Below are 20015 nucleotides of genomic sequence, written 5' to 3' on the forward strand. Positions count from 1 at the left end.
TCGGTGGCAAGGTGTTTTCAGAAGTTTTTAGATCGCTATTATTCTAGCAGCCTGCCAATAAACCGTTCGGTGATCTTCTGATCATCCGGGCGGTTTTCTCTTTGTCGAAGCACTCACCTAAAAAAAACACAAGCGCATTCAAAGCGACTCCATTGTCGCTCCCCCCCGTTCAAACTACTATAGAGGTACGCGATGTAACGGCTTTCACACACTTGCGTGAGAGACCAAACTAGAGAGCAAAAGGGTGAAACTCATGGCGAGAGCTAAACTGCAGCCTTCCGATTCCGTCGTCCATCGGGACTCCGCTTCCACCGTCTGGAAGTACATGTGGAAGTACAAAGCGTTATACTTCATTACGATCCCGGGCATTCTGTACTATCTGATCTTCAAGTATGTACCGCTCGGCGCATCGTTTATCGCGTTCAAGGATTACAACATCTTCAAAGGCGTGTTCGGCAGCCCCTGGGTCGGCCTCGAGCACTTCGAGCGGATGTTCCGCCACGGGGACTTCCTCCGCATTTTCAAGAACACGCTGATCATCGGCGGCTTGGACATCCTGTTCGCCTTCCCGGCTCCGATCATCCTGGCGCTGCTGCTGAACGAAGTTCGGCTGGTCGTGTACAAGCGCCTCATTCAAACCGTCATCTACATGCCGCACTTCTTGTCCTGGGTAATTATCAGCGGGATCGCAGTCGGCATTCTATCGCCTTCTACAGGCGTCGTGAACCACATGCTGGGCTGGTTCGGCATCGAGCCGATCTACTTCCTCGGCGAAAACTCCATGATCCGCACCATTCTCGTTACCTCGGGCATTTGGAAAGAAGTCGGCTGGGGCACGATCATTTACTTGGCTGCACTGGCGGGCATCAATCCGGATCTGTACGAAGCGGCGGAAATCGACGGGGCGAACCGGTGGAAGCAAACATGGGCCATCACCATCCCCTCCATCATGCCGACAATCGTCATCCTGTTTCTGCTCAAAATCGGCGACTTCCTCGACTTCGGTTTCGAGCGCGTCTGGGTGTTCATCAACCCGCTGACGTACGAGAACGGTGAAATTCTAGACACGTATATTTACCGCGCCGGCTTGCTTCAGCAAGAATACAGCTTCACGACGGCCGTCGGCATGTTCAAATCGATTATCGGCCTGATCCTGCTAGTAGTCGCGAATAAGCTGAGCCGAAAAACAACAGGCGAGAGCTTGTTCTAAGAAAGGAGACTCCAGCCATGAACTTACGAGTGACAGCCAGCCAAAAAGTGTTCAACGCGTTCAACCTGGCGTTTCTGACCGTGCTTGCCGCGATCATGTTTCTGCCGTTCGTCAATATTATCGCCCAGTCGTTCAGCAGCTCCAAAGCGATTACCAACGGGGATGTTTCGCTGTTGCCGGTCGATTTTACGCTGATCAACTATCGCTATGTGTTCTCCGATCCGACGATTTGGCGAGCGTTCAGCATCTCGGTGCTCATCACGGTAGTCGGCACGCTGATTAACCTGATCCTGACGTCGTCACTCGCCTATCCGCTGTCCAGACCGGAGTACGTCGGCCGCAAATATGTGCTGCTGATGGTGCTTATGACAATCATTTTTCAGGCGCCGCTTATTCCGGTTTTCATCCTGATCAAGAACATCGGCCTCATGAACTCGCTCTGGGCGCTTATGATTCCGAACGCGATCAGCGCCTTCAATTTCTTCGTGATGCGGTCGTTCTTCATGAATATCCCGGGCGAGCTGATCGACTCCAGCCGGATCGACGGTTGCTCCGAGCTGCGCATCATGTGGAGCATCATCCTGCCTTTGTCCAAACCGGCTATGGCGACCATGGGTATCTACTACGCCGTCTACCATTGGAACGCTTATACGAATGCGCTGTACTATTTGAACGACCGGAACATGTATCCCCTGCAGCTCAAGCTGCGCGAATTAATCGCCAAAGACGACATCAATTTAGACCCGACGGGTTCGCTCTATTCGGAAATGATCAGCATGTCCCCCGAGGGCATCAAGATGGCGACTGTCATTGTGGCAACCGTTCCGATCCTGCTTATTTATCCGTTTCTGCAAAAATATTTCATCAAGGGCATGCTAATCGGGTCTATCAAATCGTGAGTGAGATCGTGCTTCAAAACGAATCGACTTCCTAAAAAAAAGACAAACGCACATAAAATGACTCTATTGTCGATATTAGCCTTCCAGGAATACAATCAGTTTGCAAGCGCTTCATCGGTTACGACATTCCAACCTATACACAAGAAGGGGCAGGGTGCAGGTTATGAAAAAAAAGCTGGTACTGGTTCCACTGACACTGATGCTCGCCATGGGCAGCGTTATCGGATGCTCATCTGGCGGCAAGGAAACGACGACAGGCAACACGCCGCAAGGCAGCGAGGCGCCTAAAGGTCCTACAGCGTTCTCGATCTCCCTGCGTACGCTCGCTTTCGACTACGTAGAGAAACACTCCAACATCAACGAAGACAAATGGGTCAAGGAGCTGGAGAAAAAGACGAATACCGACATGACCATTCGTCTCGTCCCTCACGCCGACTATGAGCAAAAGATGATTCAGATGTTCGCCACCAACGACATCCCGGATGTTGTACAGGCGGGCGCCGGGACGAACGGCAAAGAGCTTGCGGGCTCCGTACAAGCGGGCGTGTTCCTCGAGCTGAACGACCTGTTGAAGCAATACGCGCCGAACCTGCTGAAGGTCATTCCGCAAGAGGCTTGGGATGAAGTGTCTCTGAACGGCAAAATTTACGCCATTCCGGAATTCCTCTCCAGCAACTCCCGCCGTTCCACCTGGGTGCGAGCTGACCTGATGGAGAAGGCCGGCATCAAACAGGATCCGAAGACGGTCGACGAGTACATGGAAATGCTCCGCGCCTTCAAGAAGCTCGGCGTCGAGAATCCGTTCATGGGCCGCGAGCAGTTCAAATATGCCGACATTTTCTTCGGTGCCTACGACGTCTACCCTTACTTGAGCCAATTCGAGAAAGTGGGCGACAACATCCAGCCGAAATTTATGGACTCCGAGAACATGATGAAAGCGCTCGGCGTTTACAAGACGATGTACGACGAAGGCCTGATCAACAAGGAATTCGCTACGATCAACCCAACCAATTTCAAAAACACGATCCTCGCTGGCAAAGCCGGCATGTGGGAAATGAACACGCAAGAATTGCTCCAATGGGAAACCCAGCTGAAGGCGAACGTGCCTGACGCAAAAATCAAAATAATCGCTTCTCCTGTCGGTCCGGACGGCAAAGGCGGCGGCTACCTGTACGCTTCCGCAGCCCGCTCGTACTTCATCAACAAGAATGCGAAGGACAAAGCGGAAGGCATCCTGAAGTTCTTCGACTGGATGGTGACGCAAGAGGCCGACAAGTGGTTCGACACCACGCTTCCTGTAGAGCCTAAGACACCGGAAGAAGTGTCCGAACAGCGTTTCCTGAGCGGCTTCCTGCACATGGTGAAGGACGACGCGTACCGGAAGGAAATTTTGAACGCAACCCCGGCAGGTAAAGAATTGTTGAAAGTATTCGAAACGATCCAGCCGAAGGAAGGCCGCGGCGGTATCGAGTTCGACCCTCGCCTCGAAGCGATGCAGAAAAATCCGGATGCCGCTCCGTTGTCCGACACGCCTCCACCGGTGCTCCTGACGGCGATGGTGAAGATGGTGTACGGCAAAGAGCCGATCAGCAACTGGCCGAAGGTGATCGACGAGTGGAAATCCAAAGGCGGCAACGACATATTGAAGGAAGCGAACGAACGCTTCAAGAACAAACAAGGCGTCAAGCTTCGCGGCACGGAAGTGCAAAGCTTGAAGTAATCGCTAGTTGTACAGGACCTGCCGTCTCTTGAACCGAATACAAAATAGTTACAAACCCCCTCTCCCTACGAGCAATCGTGGGGAGCGGTGTTTCATATGACTTTCGCGATGGAGACAGGGAGGCCTGCAAAAATGAGAAAGTGGAATGAGCTTGCAAATCGATATGAATGGTGCGCCGGTGCCGTGGAGCAGTTGCGTGCCGAGTTGGATAAAGTGACGCCTCAGGCATTGCTGGAATCGATCCCGGTCGAGCCGGGCGGATGGTGGCATGATTATGTTTGCCGCGAGCATCATACGGAGCTGGAGTTCGATCCGGCCGAGCGGGACGCCCATGTGTTCCGTTGTCCGCACGGCTGCCGCCTGGAGGGCCAGCCTTTCCGCGGCTCCTGGCTCGTGTTCAAGCACTGGTCGCTCGCGCGTTATTCGCTGCAGGCGGCTGTCGTATACGCGGCGACCGGCGATGCAGCCTATGCGGACTTGGCGCGCGGCATTGTCATCCGCTATGCGGAGCTGTTCCCGCATTATCCGGTCCATCCCGATGCCCAACCTTGGATGCTGAAGGGCCGCGCGTTCCACCAAGCGTTGACCGAGTCAATCTGGGCGACGACGGTCATCCGGACGTATTTGCTGCTTAGCGATCAGGGCGTCGTGTGGAATGCGTCAGAGCGAGAGGCTTGGGCTCCCTTTCTGACGATGCTGGAGGACAGTATGACGCAATACCGGCACATTCTGATCCATGAGCGCAATCATCCGGAAAGTAATTACACGGCTTGGTTGAACGCCGCACTGGGTGCCGTGTATGCGGCTCAAGCCGCCGGAGACAGCGGGAGCGGAGGCGGTGTGAGCGGGGGCAATGTGAGCAGAGGCAATGGCGACGTTGCCGAGCGCGGTGATGCGGCGGCGTTGGAGCGGATGAATCAGCTGATCGAGGGTGTCGGCGGCTTCCGCCATCACTTGGCCATCGGCGTGAAGCCCGATCAGTTCGAGTTCGAAGGCAGCACGTACTACCATGTGTTCGTGCTGCGGGCTTACTTCATCTCGGCCGAGATGGCGGCACGGGTTGGGGTGGACTTGTACGGCATGTCCGGCGAGGGCGGACAATCACTGCGCGGCATGCTCGACGTGCTCGCCGCGCTGGCGAACGACAAGGGCGAGCTGCCGGCGATGCACGACGGACCTTACAAGCGCATCCCCTTTGCGCGCGAGATTGCCGAAGTGCTGGAGACGGGGTATACCGTCTACGGCAATGAGGCGTACTTGCCGATGCTGGCGGAGGCTTATCGCCAGCTGAACCCGGGGCGCGAGCCGCAGCGGAACGGCCTGGAGGCGGTGCTGTTCGGCTCGGCGCTGCGCGGTGAGGCTGGAGAGGCTGGCGGTGGCGTGGACGACGCAGCCAGCGAGGCCGGCGGCAGGGTCGGCGGTGGTGCCGGAGTGGCTGGCGACGGCTCGAATAAGGCTGGCGGCAATCCCGGTGAGGGTAAGATTGGCGGCGGAGCTCGCAACAGCTCTGGCGAGGGTGAGGTTGGCGGGAATGCTGCCGGGCCTGGCGGCAATCCAGGCGCGGCTTGGGATAGCGCAGGCGCGGCTGCCAGAAGCTTGGCCGATGCCCGCTATGGCGCGCGCGATGCGGTGCTGCTCGCCGACAGCGGCTTCGTCGTACTGCGGCATGCCGGCAGCCCGTTGTCCGCCATACTCGACTTCGGCGAGCATGGGGGGACACACGGCCACTATGACAAGCTTCATCTGTCTCTGGAGCATAGCCTGGGCACCGTAGCACCTGAGTTAGGCGTCGTGCCGTACGGCTCCATCATGCGCAAAGGCTGGTACAAACACACGTCGAGCCATAACACGGTCAGCATCGACGGCCGTTCGCAAGCCGAGCATATCGGCGAATGCAAAGCGTTTGCCGTGAAGCCAACGCACACGTATACATGGCTTCGCTCAGAGGGTGCTTACGAGGGCTGCGTGCTGGATCGGCATTTAGTGATGACCGGCAGCTGGCTACTGGACTGGTTCGAGGTTCGCTGCGACGAGGAACGGCAAATCGACTGGTGGATGCATCATTTGACACCGGCTGGCGGAGTGGTTGATGGAGTTAGTTGGTCATCCGCTGAAGGGGCGCCGCTTGGCGAAGAGGACGGGTATTCGCTCCAGACCGTTGTCGCCAGACACGCAACGCTTTCCGAGAATGGAGTGTACGCTTGGACGATGCCGATCGACGGCAGCATTTCCGAGCAAGTGGTTGCGGTAGGGCTGGCGGTGGCCGAAGGCGGTGTCAAGGCTTCCGAGCTGCTCCGCTACAGCTACCCGGGAACGGCGGACGATCCCAGCCGCAGCGCTTATGGCGTGCTTCATCGCCGCAAAGGACAACGCGTGTCGTTCATTCATGTATACTGTGCAGCTCCGGTTGAAGCCGAAACCGGTGCCGGGTTGCCGATTGTTTTGAGCGCAGGCGCCGGGGGATCGATTGTTGTTGAAGATCATCGTCAAGGCGGTACCAGCACTTGCGAGCTGACGGAGGATAACGGATTGCAAATCAGCTCGAACTAGACTAGAACAGGAGTGAAACTATGACCAGTCCCTTATTCGAACCGATGAGCGGAGCTTTAACCGTACAATATGAGCCAAATGAGAAGACGCCATTGCTGGAAAATCCACCGCGGTTTACGTGGATGGCGGCTAAGCTGGATCGCGACCGGTATGTGCTGCAAGTTTCTACTTCGCCGGATTTTTCGGAAGGAGAAGCCACTTATACAGCCGACAGCTTGCCTTATAACTTCTATACGCCGGACCGTGCTCTCGAGCCAGGCTCGTACTGGTGGCGCTACGCTTTATTGGAAGACTCGGGGGACCGGTCGGAGTGGAGCCAAGTTCGCTCCTTCATCGTCCCTGCTGACTTACCTGAGACTCCTCTTCCTTCTCGCAACGGCCGTTTCGCGCATACCAGTGCGGCTCATCCGCGTCTGTGGCTGCAGGCCGATCGGCTGGAAGCGTTCCGCGGCAAGGTACTGGAGGACAACACGTACTGCGGCTGGGACTTGTTTTATGAGAAATCCGTTCTGCCTTGGACCGTCCGTCCTCTGATCGCCGAGCCGCTGCCGTACCCGGACCACAAGCGCGTGCCTAAGCTTTGGCGCCAAATGTACATGGACTGCCAGGAAGCGCTGTACGCCGTCAAACATCTGAGCGTCGCCGCTATCGTGCTGCAGGACGAAGCGCTGCTGGCCAAGGCGAAGGAATGGCTGCTGCATGTCGCTTCTTGGGACACTGAAGGTCCTACCGCCCGCGATTACAATGATGAAGCGGCATTCCGGGTTGCAGGCGCGCTTGCTTGGGGGTACGACTGGTTGTACGACTCCCTGACGGGAGACGAGCTTGAGTTTGTCCGGAGCCGGCTGCTGCGACGTACCGAGCAAGTAGCATTCCACGTCATCGAGCGCTCGAAGATTCACCATGTTCCTTACGACAGCCACGCGGTTCGTTCGTTGTCGTCTGTGCTTGTGCCATGCTGTATCGCGTTGCTAGGCGAAGAAGCGGCGGCGACCGATTGGCTCGACTATACGCTGGAATACTACTCCGCGTTGTACACGCCATGGGGCGGGATTGACGGGGGTTGGGCGGAAGGCCCGATGTACTGGACGACGGGGATGGCATTCGTCACCGAAGCGCTCAGTCTGATCAAGCCGTTCTGCGGCATCGACCTGCTGGCGCGTCCTTTCTTCACCAAGACCGGCGACTTCCCGTTGTACTGCTATCCTCCGGGAACGGTACGCTCAAGCTTCGGCGATATGTCCAACCTGGGCGAGCCGCCGATTCTGAAGACCGGCTTCAACATCCGCCACTTCGCCGGCTTGACCGGCAACGGCTGGTACCAATGGTATTTCGAGCAGGTCAAGAAGACGGATGTCGATCCCGACAGCAAGTTTTACAACTACGGCTGGTGGGATTTCCGCTTCGACGATGTGGCGTTCCGGCACGACAATCCGCATGTGGAAGCCGTCCCTCCGACCGACATCGAGCCGCTCAAATGGTTCCGCGACGTCGGCTGGGTGGCGATGCACGATCATATGGAATCGCCGGACGACCATATTATGCTGCTGGCCAAAGCGAGCAAATACGGCTCGATCAGCCACAGCCACGGTGATCAAGGCTCCTTCCTGCTCCATGCTTATGGCGAGCCGCTTGCTACCCATAGCGGCCACTACTTGGCGTTCGGCACATCGATGCACCTGGATTGGAGACGTCAGACTCGCTCGAAAAACTCGATCCTGATCGACGGGCTAGGCCAGTATGCCGGCAACAACAAAGCGCTCAGCATGGAAGCGATCGGCATCGTGGAGGCGGTGGAGAAACGTCCGGACTGCCGCTATGTGCGCATGAACGCTACGCCGGCCTATAGGGAGCATGTCCCGTACCTCGAGCGCTACTTGCGGGAAATCTATTACTTCGGCTCCTCCTACTTCGTGATCGTCGATTATGTCGACTTGTCGCAGGCCGGCACGATCGACTGGCTGCTGCACACGATGAAGCCGATCGCGCATGTCGAAGGCAACCACGCGATCTACGAAGGAAAGAAAGCGAAGCTCGACATCCGCTTCGTCTACAATTCGTCGGGCTCAGTCGAGCTGAGCGCGTTTACCGGCTTCGACGGCGTCAATGCCGCCGAGCTGGCGGGGCTGGAGATGCACTCGCATCTGCGTGCACGGACCGCTCCGGCGCGGCGCCACCGGATCGCCGCCCTGCTCGTGCCGATGCGGGCAAGCGAGAGCCGCTACGTGCCGTACTTCATGGACGACCAGGACCATGGCGTCCACCTGTATTTCACGGACGGCGGCGTGACGTCGAAGGTGGAAGTATTGAAAGCTTATTGATGGTTGCAGGACCTGACCTGGCGTGGTTTTGTGCTCAGTCAGGTTTTTTTGCGATTTCCCTCATTTTGCCGGACAGGAAAGCCCTTGATTTATGCCAAAGTCCTCCGTTCAGCCGTTTTGCCGGACACAGGAGACGCTATTTGGGTAAATGTAAGTATAAAAGGATGGAAAACACCGAAATAAGGTCCCCTGGGTCCGCCAAAAGTTTGAATTTGCCGTTCTTCAGCTGAATAAGGTATCTCCTGTCCGCAAAACGGTCCAGTCGACGAGAAGCGACCGCACAATGGAAACTCGTGACAAATGCGGTACAGGCTAGTATACTTATGGCAATTAAAAGTCCCTTTCCATAACCTGCACCATAGGGGGTATCCGCCATCAAACAAGTAGGCATCATCCAGCAAATCCACCGGTTTCCGGTGAAATCGTTTCAAGGCGAGCAGCTTCGCCAAGCGGAGGTGGGGCCGGTCGGCGTCGTAGGCGACCGCAGGTACGTGTTCTTGCATCGAGGAGGTCGCGAGCCGCATCTCAGCGCCAAGCTGCGCCCTTTCCTGCTCCAATATACAGCCCGCTACGGTACAGACGAGGTGGAAATCACTGCACCCGGCGGGACCCGCTACAATTGGGACGAGCAACTGCTCGAGCGCATTCGCGAGCAGTCCGGACTGGACTTGGAGCTGTACAGCTATCCTGCCGACTCGGCGGTGCTGACCGCGATGGACGACTCCCCGCTGCTGCTCGCCACGGAGTCCACACTCGGTCAACTCGAAGCGCTGATGCGCCGGTCGGTCGATATGCTGCGGTTCCGGCCCAACTTCGTCATCCGCCCGCTTGAGGGGCAACTCCCGCTCAGCGAAGCGGATTGGATCGGCCGCATCGTGCAGATCGGCGGTGTCGGCGGTGTCGGCGGTGTTCGGCTCGAGGTGTCCCACCCTTGCGAGCGCTGCTCGATGGTAGGCGTGGACCCGGGCGACGGCAGCATCGATCCGTCGGTGCTCAAGCAAGTTGCAGCGGGAATGGACAGCTGCTTCGGGGTGTATGCGCGCGTCCTGCAGCCCGGTGTGGTTCGTGTGGACAACCCGGTACTAGTCGAATAAACCGAGGAGGCGATGGGTGTATGAATCAGCGGGTTATGAATCAGCGGGGGTCGAGGCGATTGGTGCGGCTGGGGTGGCTAAGCTTGTGCGTGTTGCTGCTGGCGAGCTTGCTTGTCGGCTGCTCCGGCAAACCGCCGATGCCGTCCATCAAAGTTGGCAAGACCACAGTACATGTCGAACGCAGCACTTATAGCTGGAGGGCATTCACCTCGTCCGTGGTTGCCGATTACCCGGGGCCTGTTCATCAAATCGACCTCGACACCGAAGCTACCCTGATCCCGAACCCGGCGCCTGACGCTAAAGTGTTGATTGTGTTCACCCAGAAACCGAAGCGCATCCTGCTCACCCGCTGGGTTAACGGTACGGCGGAGCCGGAGGTCGAGATCAACGGCGCTTCCTTCCCGCTCCCGACCGCATCCGGCGCCCACCTGTTCTCCATCCGCGCGGAATGGCGGCAAGGCGGCGGCTCCTACGCGTTCGCGGTGAAGATTCCTTAAGATGCATCCAAGCCCAAGCCAAAGAGCCGCCCTCGAGAGAGGAGCGGCTCTTCTTTAAATCAATAATCCATAAATACCCGCATCGTGCCAAGCTGCAGAGAGTTGTTGGCGCTAGAATTGTCCAGCTCCACCTTCACATACTCGGTGCCCGCCGGCAGCGCATTGCTGTTCTCCATGTAGACGCTGCGGAAACCGTTCCCCGTCGCTTCATCCTGGTAGCCGGTCACCGCGATCGGGCTCGACCAGGTCGTGCCGTCCGTTGAAATCCGGAACGACAGCCCTTGCGGCACATGAAGCCCGCCGACATCCTTATAGAAGATACGCGCCCAGAAACCTCCCATGTCCGCCAGCTTATAGACCACATAGCCCAGATTCGTATCGCTGCGGCTCGCCCGAGAGCCGTCACCCGCGAAGTTGCCCGGATTCGCCGTATTGAACTGCATGTTCGCCGAATGGGAATCTGCGACCGACCAGGCATTCAAGTTATCCTCGACTTCCGGGATATACGACCATGTGGTCAGCTCTAGATTGCCGAGCTGATTCTGATGAGCGTTCCCGGTCGACGGGAACACGACCTTGAAATACTTGGTCCCGCTAGGGATCGGCTCGTTGCTGCTGAAGTGAGCATATTCCCAGACGCCCGTCGTTCCTTGCGGGGTCGTCTTCTTGTGGCTGATCTGCTCCCAATCCGTGCCGTTGTGAGACACATAGAACTTGATCCCGGCGAAGCTATTGCTGGAATACACAGTAGCTTTGAATTTACCGAACCCGGGAGACTCGTAAACAATCTCGCCTGTCCCGGCGCCGGCGCCCCGATTATAGCGATAGCTGTCCTCCGGAAACGTAGGATTGCTCGTATTCAGCACCACATTGTTCGAAGAGTAAGTCATCGAGAGATCGTCCAGATCATCGGTGACGGTCGTTCCGGTAACCCAGTAGTATCCTTTGTACTTGGCATCGTTCACGTACTTGTAGTACTCTGTGAACCGTCCGTCGGATCGGCCGGCGCGGAAGTTCATCGAGCTGATGCCGATCGCCTCGAACGCTTGCCCCTGGTACTTGTAGCCGTCCAGCGACGTAGCGCCGTCATGGAACTCCAAGTAGTTCCATTCGGTGTTCATGACAGGATAAGCGGCACGAAGCTGCTTGATTTTGTTTGTATTGCTGGTGCCGTACGAATGGAACGCGATGACATCCTTTGTAGTGAAATCTTCGCCTGTAATTTTGTTTTTATAATAGTTCACTTTGTTCTCCATCGTCTGGTCTGCCGAATTGAATGTGAGGCTTAGAATCGGCGTGTCAGGAGCGCCGGCCCTCATGATGTTGTAGATGTCGGCCAGATTGTCCATCTTGGCGTTCGTGTAGTCGTCCGCTCCCCAAGCGACCGGCTCGTTCGTCACCTCGAAGATGACGTTCGGGTAATTCGCCAGACACGGAGCCGCCTCCGTCCAGAACTCGGTCAAATACGGCTTGCTGAACGATCCCGGCTCATCGCCCGGTGTCACGATGACGTACATGTCGTAGTCCGCAGCGGTCTGCACGATTTCCTCGAGAATATCGACATTGTCCTCGACCGGCCACCAGCCCGGTCCTTCCGCATAGGGGTTCGAATTGTCGTACGACCTCTGATCCCAGTTCGTCAATCGAATGGCGTTCAGCCCGCCGTTCTTCGAGCGGCTCCAGTAACTATCGCTTCGCACCAACGCCGTCGGATCCGGATAGCTTCTTCCATAATAAGCGACACCGGCTCGAATAAGCTCCCCATTCACTTTGAGCGTTCCTTTGTGAGTCGCACCTGCAACTACCGACGGGCGCAACATCGTTGCGGATACCGGTACGGACAGCAACAAACTGCCGACAACGGTCACGGCCAACCATGCAGCTAGCTTCTTTTTCAACCCAAATTCCCTCCCTATTCGTAAAATCTGTCTCGCAGCCTAATGCCTGACTGTGAAGGCCGAAAGGCTCGGATCGCTGCCCTCCCTTCAAACACCGAATAATGTATGCGCTTACAAGATGCCATAATCAATATAAAATGAACCTAGCGTACGTTTCAATGTGCAATCCATACAGGCATACGTACCAGCTGCGATTTCGCCATATACAATTCGCCTCCGCATATGCATGGGATCAGACCAACAAAAAAAGGCCGCCGCACAAGGGATTCCCCCTCACACGACAGCCTCCGCCTGTTAATTTTGCATCACGAAATCTTTGTCCACTTGCTCCGATACGTCGTCGAACACCTTGAGCGTCTCGTAGCGGGTGTTGCGCTGAGCGGGAATTTTGCCTGCTTCGCGGATCAGCTGCAGCGTCGACGAGATCGTTACCTTGTGCGTGGTGCCCGCAGCCGATACGACGTTCTCCTCGATCATCGTGCTGCCAAAGTCGTTGCAGCCGTAAGAGAGCGACAGCTTGCCGACCTCCGGCCCCATCGTCACCCACGACGACTGGAAGTTCGGGATGTTGTCGAGCATCAGCCTGCTGATCGCCAACGTCTTGAGATATTGATCCGGTCCGAGCTTCTCGGCCTTCAGGTTCGTGTTGTCCGGCTGAAACGTCCACGGAATGAACGCCAGAAACCCTTTCGACGGATAGCGATTCTGTATGCATTCGTCCTGAGCGTCGCGGATGCGAAGCATATGCAGCACGCGCTCCTCCATCGATTCGCCGAAGCCGATGACCATTGTACCCGTCGTGTTCATGCCGAGCTTGTGCGCGGTCGTCATAACCTCGATCCACTCGGTCCACGAGCCCTTCTGCCGGCTGATCTTGCGCCGCGTCCGGTCGTCGAGGATCTCGGCGCCGCCGCCCGGCAGCGAATCGAGCCCCGCGTCGCGTAGCTGGCGAATCACTTCCTCCAGCGACAGGCCGTCCGACACGTCCTTCATTTTCCAAATTTCCGCCGGGGAGAACGAATGCATAATAATCTGGAACCGCTTCTTGATCTCGCGCAGCAAATTCGTGTAATAGCTGAACGGCAAATCCGGGTTCGTCCCGCCCTGCATCAAGATCTCCGTCCCGCCTACATCGATCGTCTCCTGGATTTTGCGGAAAATGACCTCGTCCGGCAGCACATACCCTTCCTTCGACCCCGGCGGCCGATAAAACGCGCAAAACCGGCAGTACACGTCGCAAATATTCGTATAGTTTACATTCCGTCCGATCACGAAGGTCGTGATCGGCTCGGGATGCCATCTGAGCATAACTTGGTTGGCCGCATGGCCGATTTTCTCGATCTCGCCCGAATCATAAAGCGCCAGGCCGTCTTCCAGCCCGAGCCGTTCCCCGGCCACCGCACGCTCCAGAATGCGATCCAATTGACTCATGGTGTTCTCCTCCTCTATCCCGCCTTACACTTCTATTATGGTAACACATTCATCCGGGTTCGTCATGTTTCAATAAATTTGCGGCGGACGGGTGTTTGTCTAATCGGAGAGGAGGCCGGGCGAATACAAATGCAGTACCTGACTGATGTGGCGGGATTGAAAAGATAGAAAGGAGAGAAACTGGTGTCGATTCGCTTCAGCGTCATCATTCCGACTCATAATCGGGCTCAGCAGCTTCTGCTGACGCTGGCTTCCTTCGAGGCGCAATCGTTTCCCAAGCCCCAATATGAGGTTATTGTTGTCGATGACGCTTCCACAGACGGGACGCAGGAAATGGTCATCCGCTTCGCATCGAGCTATACGCTCAAGTATGTGCGCCATGAGGAGAACAAAGGCCGCTCCATAACAAGAAACCGGGGACTGCAGCATGCGGCGGGGGAATATGTGATTTTTTGCGACGCCGATTTCCTCGTGCTGCCCAAGTTTCTGGACACGATGAGCCGTTACACGATCGATCATCCGAAAGCCGTCTTCTCCGGCGTTCCCTATTCCTGGAACGATGTGTATACGCATTACCACCCCGATTTCTCACCGGAGGAAAAGGAGCTGTTCCGCCAAGTGCTCACCGCCGCCGGCGGGTGGAAGAACGAGTACGAGACGGCGGAGGGCGTCATTCCGTTGCTCTCGCCTGAAGAGCTTATGCACGGCGACGGCCAAGCGCTGCTGACCCGTTACTTGCTCCCTCCGGATGTACCGCCGGACGTGCAGCAGCAATTTTGCATGACCGATGTCGCCCCCTGGATCATGTTCATCACCCGCTGTGTGACGGTTCGCCGGGACGATCTGAATCGGGCCGGCGGTTTCAACGAACGATTCATCAATCACGGACTGGAGGACTGGGATCTCGGCTATCGGCTGCATCGGCTGAAAATTCCGTACGTCGTCGTTGCGGAGTTGCTCGGCTACCACCAGGAGCATCCGAATCATGTCCGCGGCGTCAGCTCGAACAGCGACAACTTGCGTATCATGTTCGAACAATATGGATTCCGCGATCCGGAGCTGAACATGCTCGCCCTGTATCCCGCCTGGATGGACGTCGAAGTATTCAAGCATACATTGCGAATGATTCGACCTCGGAGCCGATTCCGCTCCGTCCGCCGGGCGTCGTTCCTGCTGCGGCGCACCTTGCATCTGGCGGCTCTGCAGTTTTATCACCGGCGCAAGTCGCCGGTCTTCCCTAGGGCGCTGCGCCTCATCCGACGCCAGGTCCGCGTCACAAAGCGCAACCGCGAGACAGTCATCGCACTGCGCCGGATGTTGAACCGTTCGATGGAGCTGATAGAGTAGCTCACAAGAAACAGGAAGCAAATCACCCGCCGGCAAGACACTGTCATGTCTGCTGCGGGTGATTTTTTATGCCGGTATTCCGTACTTCCTGTATCGCTCGCTCAGGGATCGGCAAAATTTCTGTGTTGTCTGTTGAAGAACAGCCTCAGGAACGGCTAGCCGTCGCCTGATTGACTTACCAAGCATACGCCTCGGGGGCAGAACCGCCGGGTCCAGGGAAGAACTCGTCCAATTGCTTCAACGTCGACGCATCCAGCCTGATTTCAACGGCGCGCAGACAGCTTTCGAATTGCTCCATCGTTCGAGGTCCGATAATCGGGGAGGTGATAGCCGGATTGGCCAATACCCACGCCAACGCAACGTTCGACTCGCTCTCGCCCAACTCCTTGCACAACGCCGCGAAGGCTACCAGCTTCTCCCGGTGCCTCTCAATTCGTCTGCGGGCGCGCTCGCTCCTGGCGCTCGTTTTGGCCGGATCGAATATATTGCCGAGTAACCCGCCCTCAAGCGGGCTATAGGCCAAGACGCCAATTCCGAGCTCCCTCGCCCCCGGAAGCAATTCCAGCTCGGGAAGCCTACACATCAAGCTGTAGCGGTGCTGCTCGGAAATGAGACCGAGCATGTGCCGGGACTTCGCCTCATACTGCGCTCTCACTAAATCACGCGCCGCAAAATTGCTGGACCCGATATACGTAGCCTTGCCATCGGCAACAATGCGCTGGAACACCTCCCATAGCTCATCCCATGAGACGTTGCGGTCAATATGGTGCATTTGATAAAGATCGATATGATCGGTTTGCAGGCGCCGAAGCGAAGCTTCCAAGTGACGTCGCACCTTGTAGGCCGATAATCCGTAGCCTCCATTCGGTCCGTCGGCCGGGTCTTCCATATTGCCGTATACTTTGGTCGCCAGCACTACTCGTTCGCGCCTGCCCCCGCCGGCCAGCCATCGGCCGATAATCGCCTCCGTCTTCCCGCGATCCTTGCCGTCTCCCCCGTATGAATTGGAGGTGTCGATGAAGTTGATACCCGCGTCCAGCGCCGCATCCATAATCCGGTGCGCTTCTCGCTCATCCGTGTCTTCTCCGAAATTCATCGTCCCCAGACACAAGCGGCTCACTCGTAAACCGCTTCGTCCCAATGTGGTGTAGTGCATTCCTTTTCCCTCCTGCGCCTTCAGAAGCGACCTGTTGTTCGTTGGTCCGCAAAGCAAGTACCCGCCATCTTCCGATAGAAGATGGCGGGTAGCCCGCTTTATTCCCACTCTCCGCTGATATTGGCATCCTTAAGCAATTTGTTTACATCGTTGATAATGTCCTGACCGCCGCCGGACAAGTATTCTTTGACGGCCACTTCCCAATTGTCCATCGATTCTTGGCCTACGATCATTTTCACATGATGTACATTCAGCTTTTTCAAGAGCTCCGACTGCTTCGCGTCGTACAGCTCGGAGTGTACGCGATTGAGCGGATTTTTGTAAACCTTCGTTCCTTTTAATGCGGCAACGGCATTTTTGATGAAGGCTTGCGTGAACGGCTCCTGCATCAGCTTTTCCGGCTCGTTCGCTTCATTGTTAGGCGCCCAGCCGCGGTTCGTAATATAATTTTCCGGCTGCAGATCTTGTGCGCCCGCTTTATCCACCGCGTAGCCGTTTATCATCGTGTACCCTTTGTCGACCCCACCGTTTTTCCAGTTGAAGAATTCATTATCCGGCGTTCTCTTGTCAACCGGGATGAAGGCTCTAAATTCATCCAGCATCGTCAGGATTCGAGCGATTTTGTCCGCATCACTCTTAATGTTGGAATTGAGCGCGAACATTTCGTAGTAGCCGTCCAGCCCCAGGAACCCGCTTTTCCCATCCTCTTGCACGAACGGAGGAATGACCGCCAGCTCTGCCTTCGGGTTGACTTTCTTCAAATTCTCAAATCGAGTGGAGGAAATATCGTACGGCTGCTCGTAGAAGATGCCGTATTTACCTGCAAAGAAATCGTTGCGAACATCTCCGATTTTACTTACCGTCCAATCCTTGTTGAGCGCGCCTACGGCGTACAGCTCCCGAAGCACTTCAATTTGCTTCTTGAAGCCCGGAGAGATAATGCCAGGGATGTATTGATTATTTGCATATTTGTGGTACCAGCCTCCGTCCCAAGCGGCCCCCATCGGAACCCCGTATGTGATGGAGCCGGAAGACGTATTCACCAGCCCGATCCCATACGTATCGTCCTTCCCGTTCTGATCCGGATCATTTTTGGCGAAGGCTGTGGCAACCTTGATCAACTCGTCGTAATTGGTCGGCATCTTCAGGCCCAGATTGTCCAGCCAGTCCTTGCGGATGATCGGCTTCTTCCCGTATTTATCCGGGAAATAGTTCGGGATGGCATAAATTTTGCCGTCTACCGTTACCGCATCCCAGACGCTTTTCGGAACAGCCTTCAATGTAGGATACTTGTCAATGTACTCGTTCAGCGGCAGGAAGGCGCCTTGTTTGGCCCATTTGACAAAGTTGGCGTCAACCGTCTCCATGCCGATCAGATCCGGCAGTCCTCCGGCAGCCATTACGACGGGGAGCTTGTTCACATACTCGTCATAGGGAACAAATTGAGGCTTAAAATCGATATTGTACCGTTCATTCAGCGCTTTTACGCCTGCCCCGTCCGGCGAATATACCGGCGAAGACCAAGTCCCGGCAATGGATGAAATGCTGATTTTCTTGCTCAAATCCTTGCCGGGCGACGTAGTAGCGGCCGACGAATTGGGCGAGACGCTTGGAGATGGATTTCCTTTCGACTGGCCGCTGCTGCAAGCGACCACACTTGTCGTCAATATACCGGACAGCACTACCATGGACAAAAGCTTTTTGTTTTTGCTCATTTGAACCTCTCCTCCGATGAATGAAATTCATACTTGCCCGCTTGCTTCTGTCTATGCTGCGAGTTCCCCTGCTTCTTAACCGTTCGGATTGGATCTCTCCGGCTAGCCCTTGACGGATCCGAGCATCACCCCCTTGGCGAAATGGCGTTGCAGAAAGGGATACACAATCAGGATGGGAACGGTGGCCAGCAAAATCGCCGCCATGCCAATCGTCTCCACGGGAGGCGGCGAGCCCGCTCTCGCGGCGTCTCGAGCTGCCGACAAGCTGTTCGTAGTATCGTTCAGCAGGACCATCTGACGCAGGATAACCTGTACCGTCCACTTGGTGGAATCGTTGATATACAGAATAGCCGTAAAATAGGTGTTCCAGTGGTAGACCGCATAGAAAAGTCCAAAGGCTGCGAACGCCGGCTTCGAGAGCGGAACGATCAGTCGGAAGAAGCTTTGGAGCTCATTGGCCCCGTCAATCACCGCCGCTTCGTTCAGCTCCTCCGGTATGCTCATGAAAAACGCTCTCATCACAATCAGATTGAAGGCATTAATAGCGGACGGCAGGATGAGCGCCCAATACGAATCGATTAGGCCGGTCGCCTTCACAATCAGGTAAGTCGGAATGATGCCGGGAGAAAAGATGAACGTGAACAAGACAAGAAACATGAACCCTCTCTGCCCGGGCAAACGTCGGGTCAAAGCATAGGCCATCGTTGCGGTAAAGACCAGGTTGACCAGCGTCCCCGTAATCGTTACGAAGACGGTAACCCCGATGGAGCGAATGAATTCCTTGGATTCGAAAATGTACTTGTAGGCGTCCAGCACCCATTGCCGGGGCCACAGCAACAAATCGGCCGTCAAATATTCCTCGTATGTGGCGAACGAAACTACAACGAGGTAGTAGAACGGGAAGAACATGACAGCCGCCGTAGCTGTGAGCAGCACCACATTGAGCGCATCCCCTGTCCATTCCCATTTGCTGCGCTTCATAAGCAGGCTCCTCCTTTTTTTCTAAAAGACCCCTTGTTCGCCGAACCGTTTCGCCAGACGATTGGCTCCAAGAATCAGGATAAGTCCGACGACCCCTTTAAACAGGCCGACGGCTGTACCGAAGCTGAAATCCGCCTGTTGGATGCCTTTGAAATACACGTAGGTATCCAGTACTTCGCCCACTTCTCTTACGAACGGATTCAACATGAGGAAAATTTGCTCGAACCCGGAATCAAGCACATGGCCCAGCCGTAGAATGAGCAGAATGACAATTGTGCTGCGAATGGCCGGCAATGTAACATGCCAGATTCGCCTCCATCGCCCCGCTCCGTCCACAACGGCCGCTTCGTACAAGCTGGGGTCGACGCCTGCCAGGGAAGCCAGGAAGATGATAGTCCCCCATCCGGCTTCCTTCCAGATCACCTCCAGCACGATAATCGGCATGAAGAGGTGGGGCTCTTGCAGAAATACGATCGGCTCTTGACCGAGCTTCCGCAGTAGATGATTCAGCACGCCCTCGTTCTTAAGGAAGGTTGTAGCGATCCCGATCACGACAACCCAGGACAGAAAATGCGGCAAGTAAACGACGGATTGGATCAGCCGCTTGAAGCGCTCGCTCCGAACCTCGTTCAGCATGACAGCCAGTATGATGGGCACCGGGAAAGCGAACAAAATTTGCAGGAATGACAGCCATAAAGTATTACGGATGACCTTCAAGACCTCAATATCCTCGAAGATGCGGGCAAAATGCTTCCATCCTACCCATTCGCTGTGTAAAAACCCTTGATAAGGGCTGTAGTCCTGAAAGGCAATCAGGTTGCCCAGCATAGGCACATACCGATATACAATAAAGTAGATCAGTCCGGGTAAGAGCAGCAGGTACCCATATCTTAGTTTCCAAATCCTTGAGGATAGCGAACGTTTGGAAAGCCTGCCTGGATCGCGGGCTGGTGAGGAACGAGTAGCCTCCAACAAGAGTACCTCCTTTCGGGTTATTGATCGCCGGCGTTGGCGTAAGCGATTTCACCTTTATCCTACTAGTATTTGAGCACGGCGCAATATTCCGAATTGTAGGGATTACGTCAATTTACAGAAGAACGAAAAATTAGAGTAATAGTTGAAAATTTGAGTACTTCATAACGCTTGAAGCTTCCAAATAAGGATTGACACCATATATGACTTTGCTATACAAAATT

General features: G+C 55.7%; 14 protein-coding genes. 8 read left to right on the forward strand and 6 right to left on the reverse strand.

Features of this window, described 5'->3' with window-relative positions; genetic code table 11:
- Positions 1 to 253 precede the first annotated feature (253 nt).
- The 7 genes from PKO02S_RS19630 (at position 254) to PKO02S_RS19660 (ending at position 10291) form a co-directional block, all read left to right on the forward strand.
- Complete coding sequence (locus tag PKO02S_RS19630) at positions 254 to 1210, forward strand: ABC transporter permease (RefSeq protein ID WP_127585544.1); 957 nt, start codon at positions 254 to 256, stop codon at positions 1208 to 1210.
- Positions 1211 to 1227: 17 nt separating this feature from the next.
- Positions 1228 to 2109, forward strand: a complete 882-nt coding sequence (locus PKO02S_RS19635) for a carbohydrate ABC transporter permease (protein ID WP_127585545.1) — start codon at positions 1228 to 1230, stop codon at positions 2107 to 2109.
- 163 nt (positions 2110 to 2272) lie between these two features.
- Positions 2273 to 3829, forward strand: coding sequence for an extracellular solute-binding protein (locus PKO02S_RS19640; protein ID WP_127585546.1), 1557 nt, complete (start codon positions 2273 to 2275; stop codon positions 3827 to 3829).
- 132 nt (positions 3830 to 3961) lie between these two features.
- Positions 3962 to 6379 (forward strand): heparinase II/III domain-containing protein, encoded by a 2418-nt coding sequence (locus PKO02S_RS19645; RefSeq protein ID WP_174819931.1) that lies wholly within the window; start codon positions 3962 to 3964, stop codon positions 6377 to 6379.
- A gap of 20 nt (positions 6380 to 6399) precedes the next feature.
- The gene (locus PKO02S_RS19650) at positions 6400 to 8700 is read left to right on the forward strand and encodes a DUF4962 domain-containing protein (protein WP_127585548.1); all 2301 of its coding nucleotides are present in this window, start codon (positions 6400 to 6402) and stop codon (positions 8698 to 8700) included.
- 392 nt (positions 8701 to 9092) lie between these two features.
- Positions 9093 to 9794, forward strand: coding sequence for an MOSC domain-containing protein (locus PKO02S_RS19655; protein WP_281280445.1), 702 nt, complete (start codon positions 9093 to 9095; stop codon positions 9792 to 9794).
- 20 nt (positions 9795 to 9814) lie between these two features.
- The gene (locus PKO02S_RS19660; protein WP_127585550.1) at positions 9815 to 10291 is read left to right on the forward strand and encodes a hypothetical protein; all 477 of its coding nucleotides are present in this window, start codon (positions 9815 to 9817) and stop codon (positions 10289 to 10291) included.
- 59 nt (positions 10292 to 10350) lie between these two features.
- On the opposite strand, the gene PKO02S_RS19665 is transcribed toward PKO02S_RS19660, so the two are convergent.
- Both PKO02S_RS19665 and mqnC read right to left on the reverse strand, forming a co-directional pair.
- Complete coding sequence (locus PKO02S_RS19665; protein ID WP_127585551.1) at positions 10351 to 12189, reverse strand: cellulase family glycosylhydrolase; 1839 nt, start codon at positions 12187 to 12189, stop codon at positions 10351 to 10353.
- Between the two features lie 294 nt (positions 12190 to 12483).
- Positions 12484 to 13620 carry a cyclic dehypoxanthinyl futalosine synthase gene (gene mqnC / locus PKO02S_RS19670; RefSeq protein WP_127585552.1) on the reverse strand — a complete coding sequence of 379 codons (1137 nt, stop codon included), beginning with the start codon at positions 13618 to 13620 and terminating at the stop codon, positions 12484 to 12486.
- Positions 13621 to 13803: 183 nt separating this feature from the next.
- Here mqnC and PKO02S_RS19675 point away from each other — a divergent pair, with 183 nt between their 5' ends.
- Entirely contained in the window at positions 13804 to 14967 is a 1164-nt protein-coding gene (locus PKO02S_RS19675) for a glycosyltransferase family 2 protein (RefSeq protein WP_127585553.1), read from the forward strand.
- Positions 14968 to 15142: 175 nt separating this feature from the next.
- Here PKO02S_RS19675 and PKO02S_RS19680 read toward each other — a convergent pair whose 3' ends face one another.
- From PKO02S_RS19680 to PKO02S_RS19695, 4 genes are all read right to left on the reverse strand, one after another.
- A complete protein-coding gene (locus tag PKO02S_RS19680; protein ID WP_127585554.1) occupies positions 15143 to 16123 on the reverse strand; it encodes an aldo/keto reductase in 981 nt (326 codons plus the stop codon).
- Positions 16124 to 16221: 98 nt separating this feature from the next.
- Positions 16222 to 17838, reverse strand: a complete 1617-nt coding sequence (locus PKO02S_RS19685; protein ID WP_127585555.1) for an extracellular solute-binding protein — start codon at positions 17836 to 17838, stop codon at positions 16222 to 16224.
- Between the two features lie 102 nt (positions 17839 to 17940).
- Entirely contained in the window at positions 17941 to 18819 is an 879-nt protein-coding gene (locus PKO02S_RS19690; protein ID WP_127585556.1) for a carbohydrate ABC transporter permease, read from the reverse strand.
- Positions 18820 to 18840: 21 nt separating this feature from the next.
- Entirely contained in the window at positions 18841 to 19791 is a 951-nt protein-coding gene (locus PKO02S_RS19695) for an ABC transporter permease (protein WP_373865224.1), read from the reverse strand.
- Between the last annotated feature and the right edge of the window lie 224 nt (positions 19792 to 20015).

Source organism: Paenibacillus koleovorans NBRC 103111, from assembly GCF_004000845.1.
In the GTDB taxonomy this organism is placed as follows: domain Bacteria; phylum Bacillota; class Bacilli; order Paenibacillales; family NBRC-103111; genus Paenibacillus_AA; species Paenibacillus_AA koleovorans.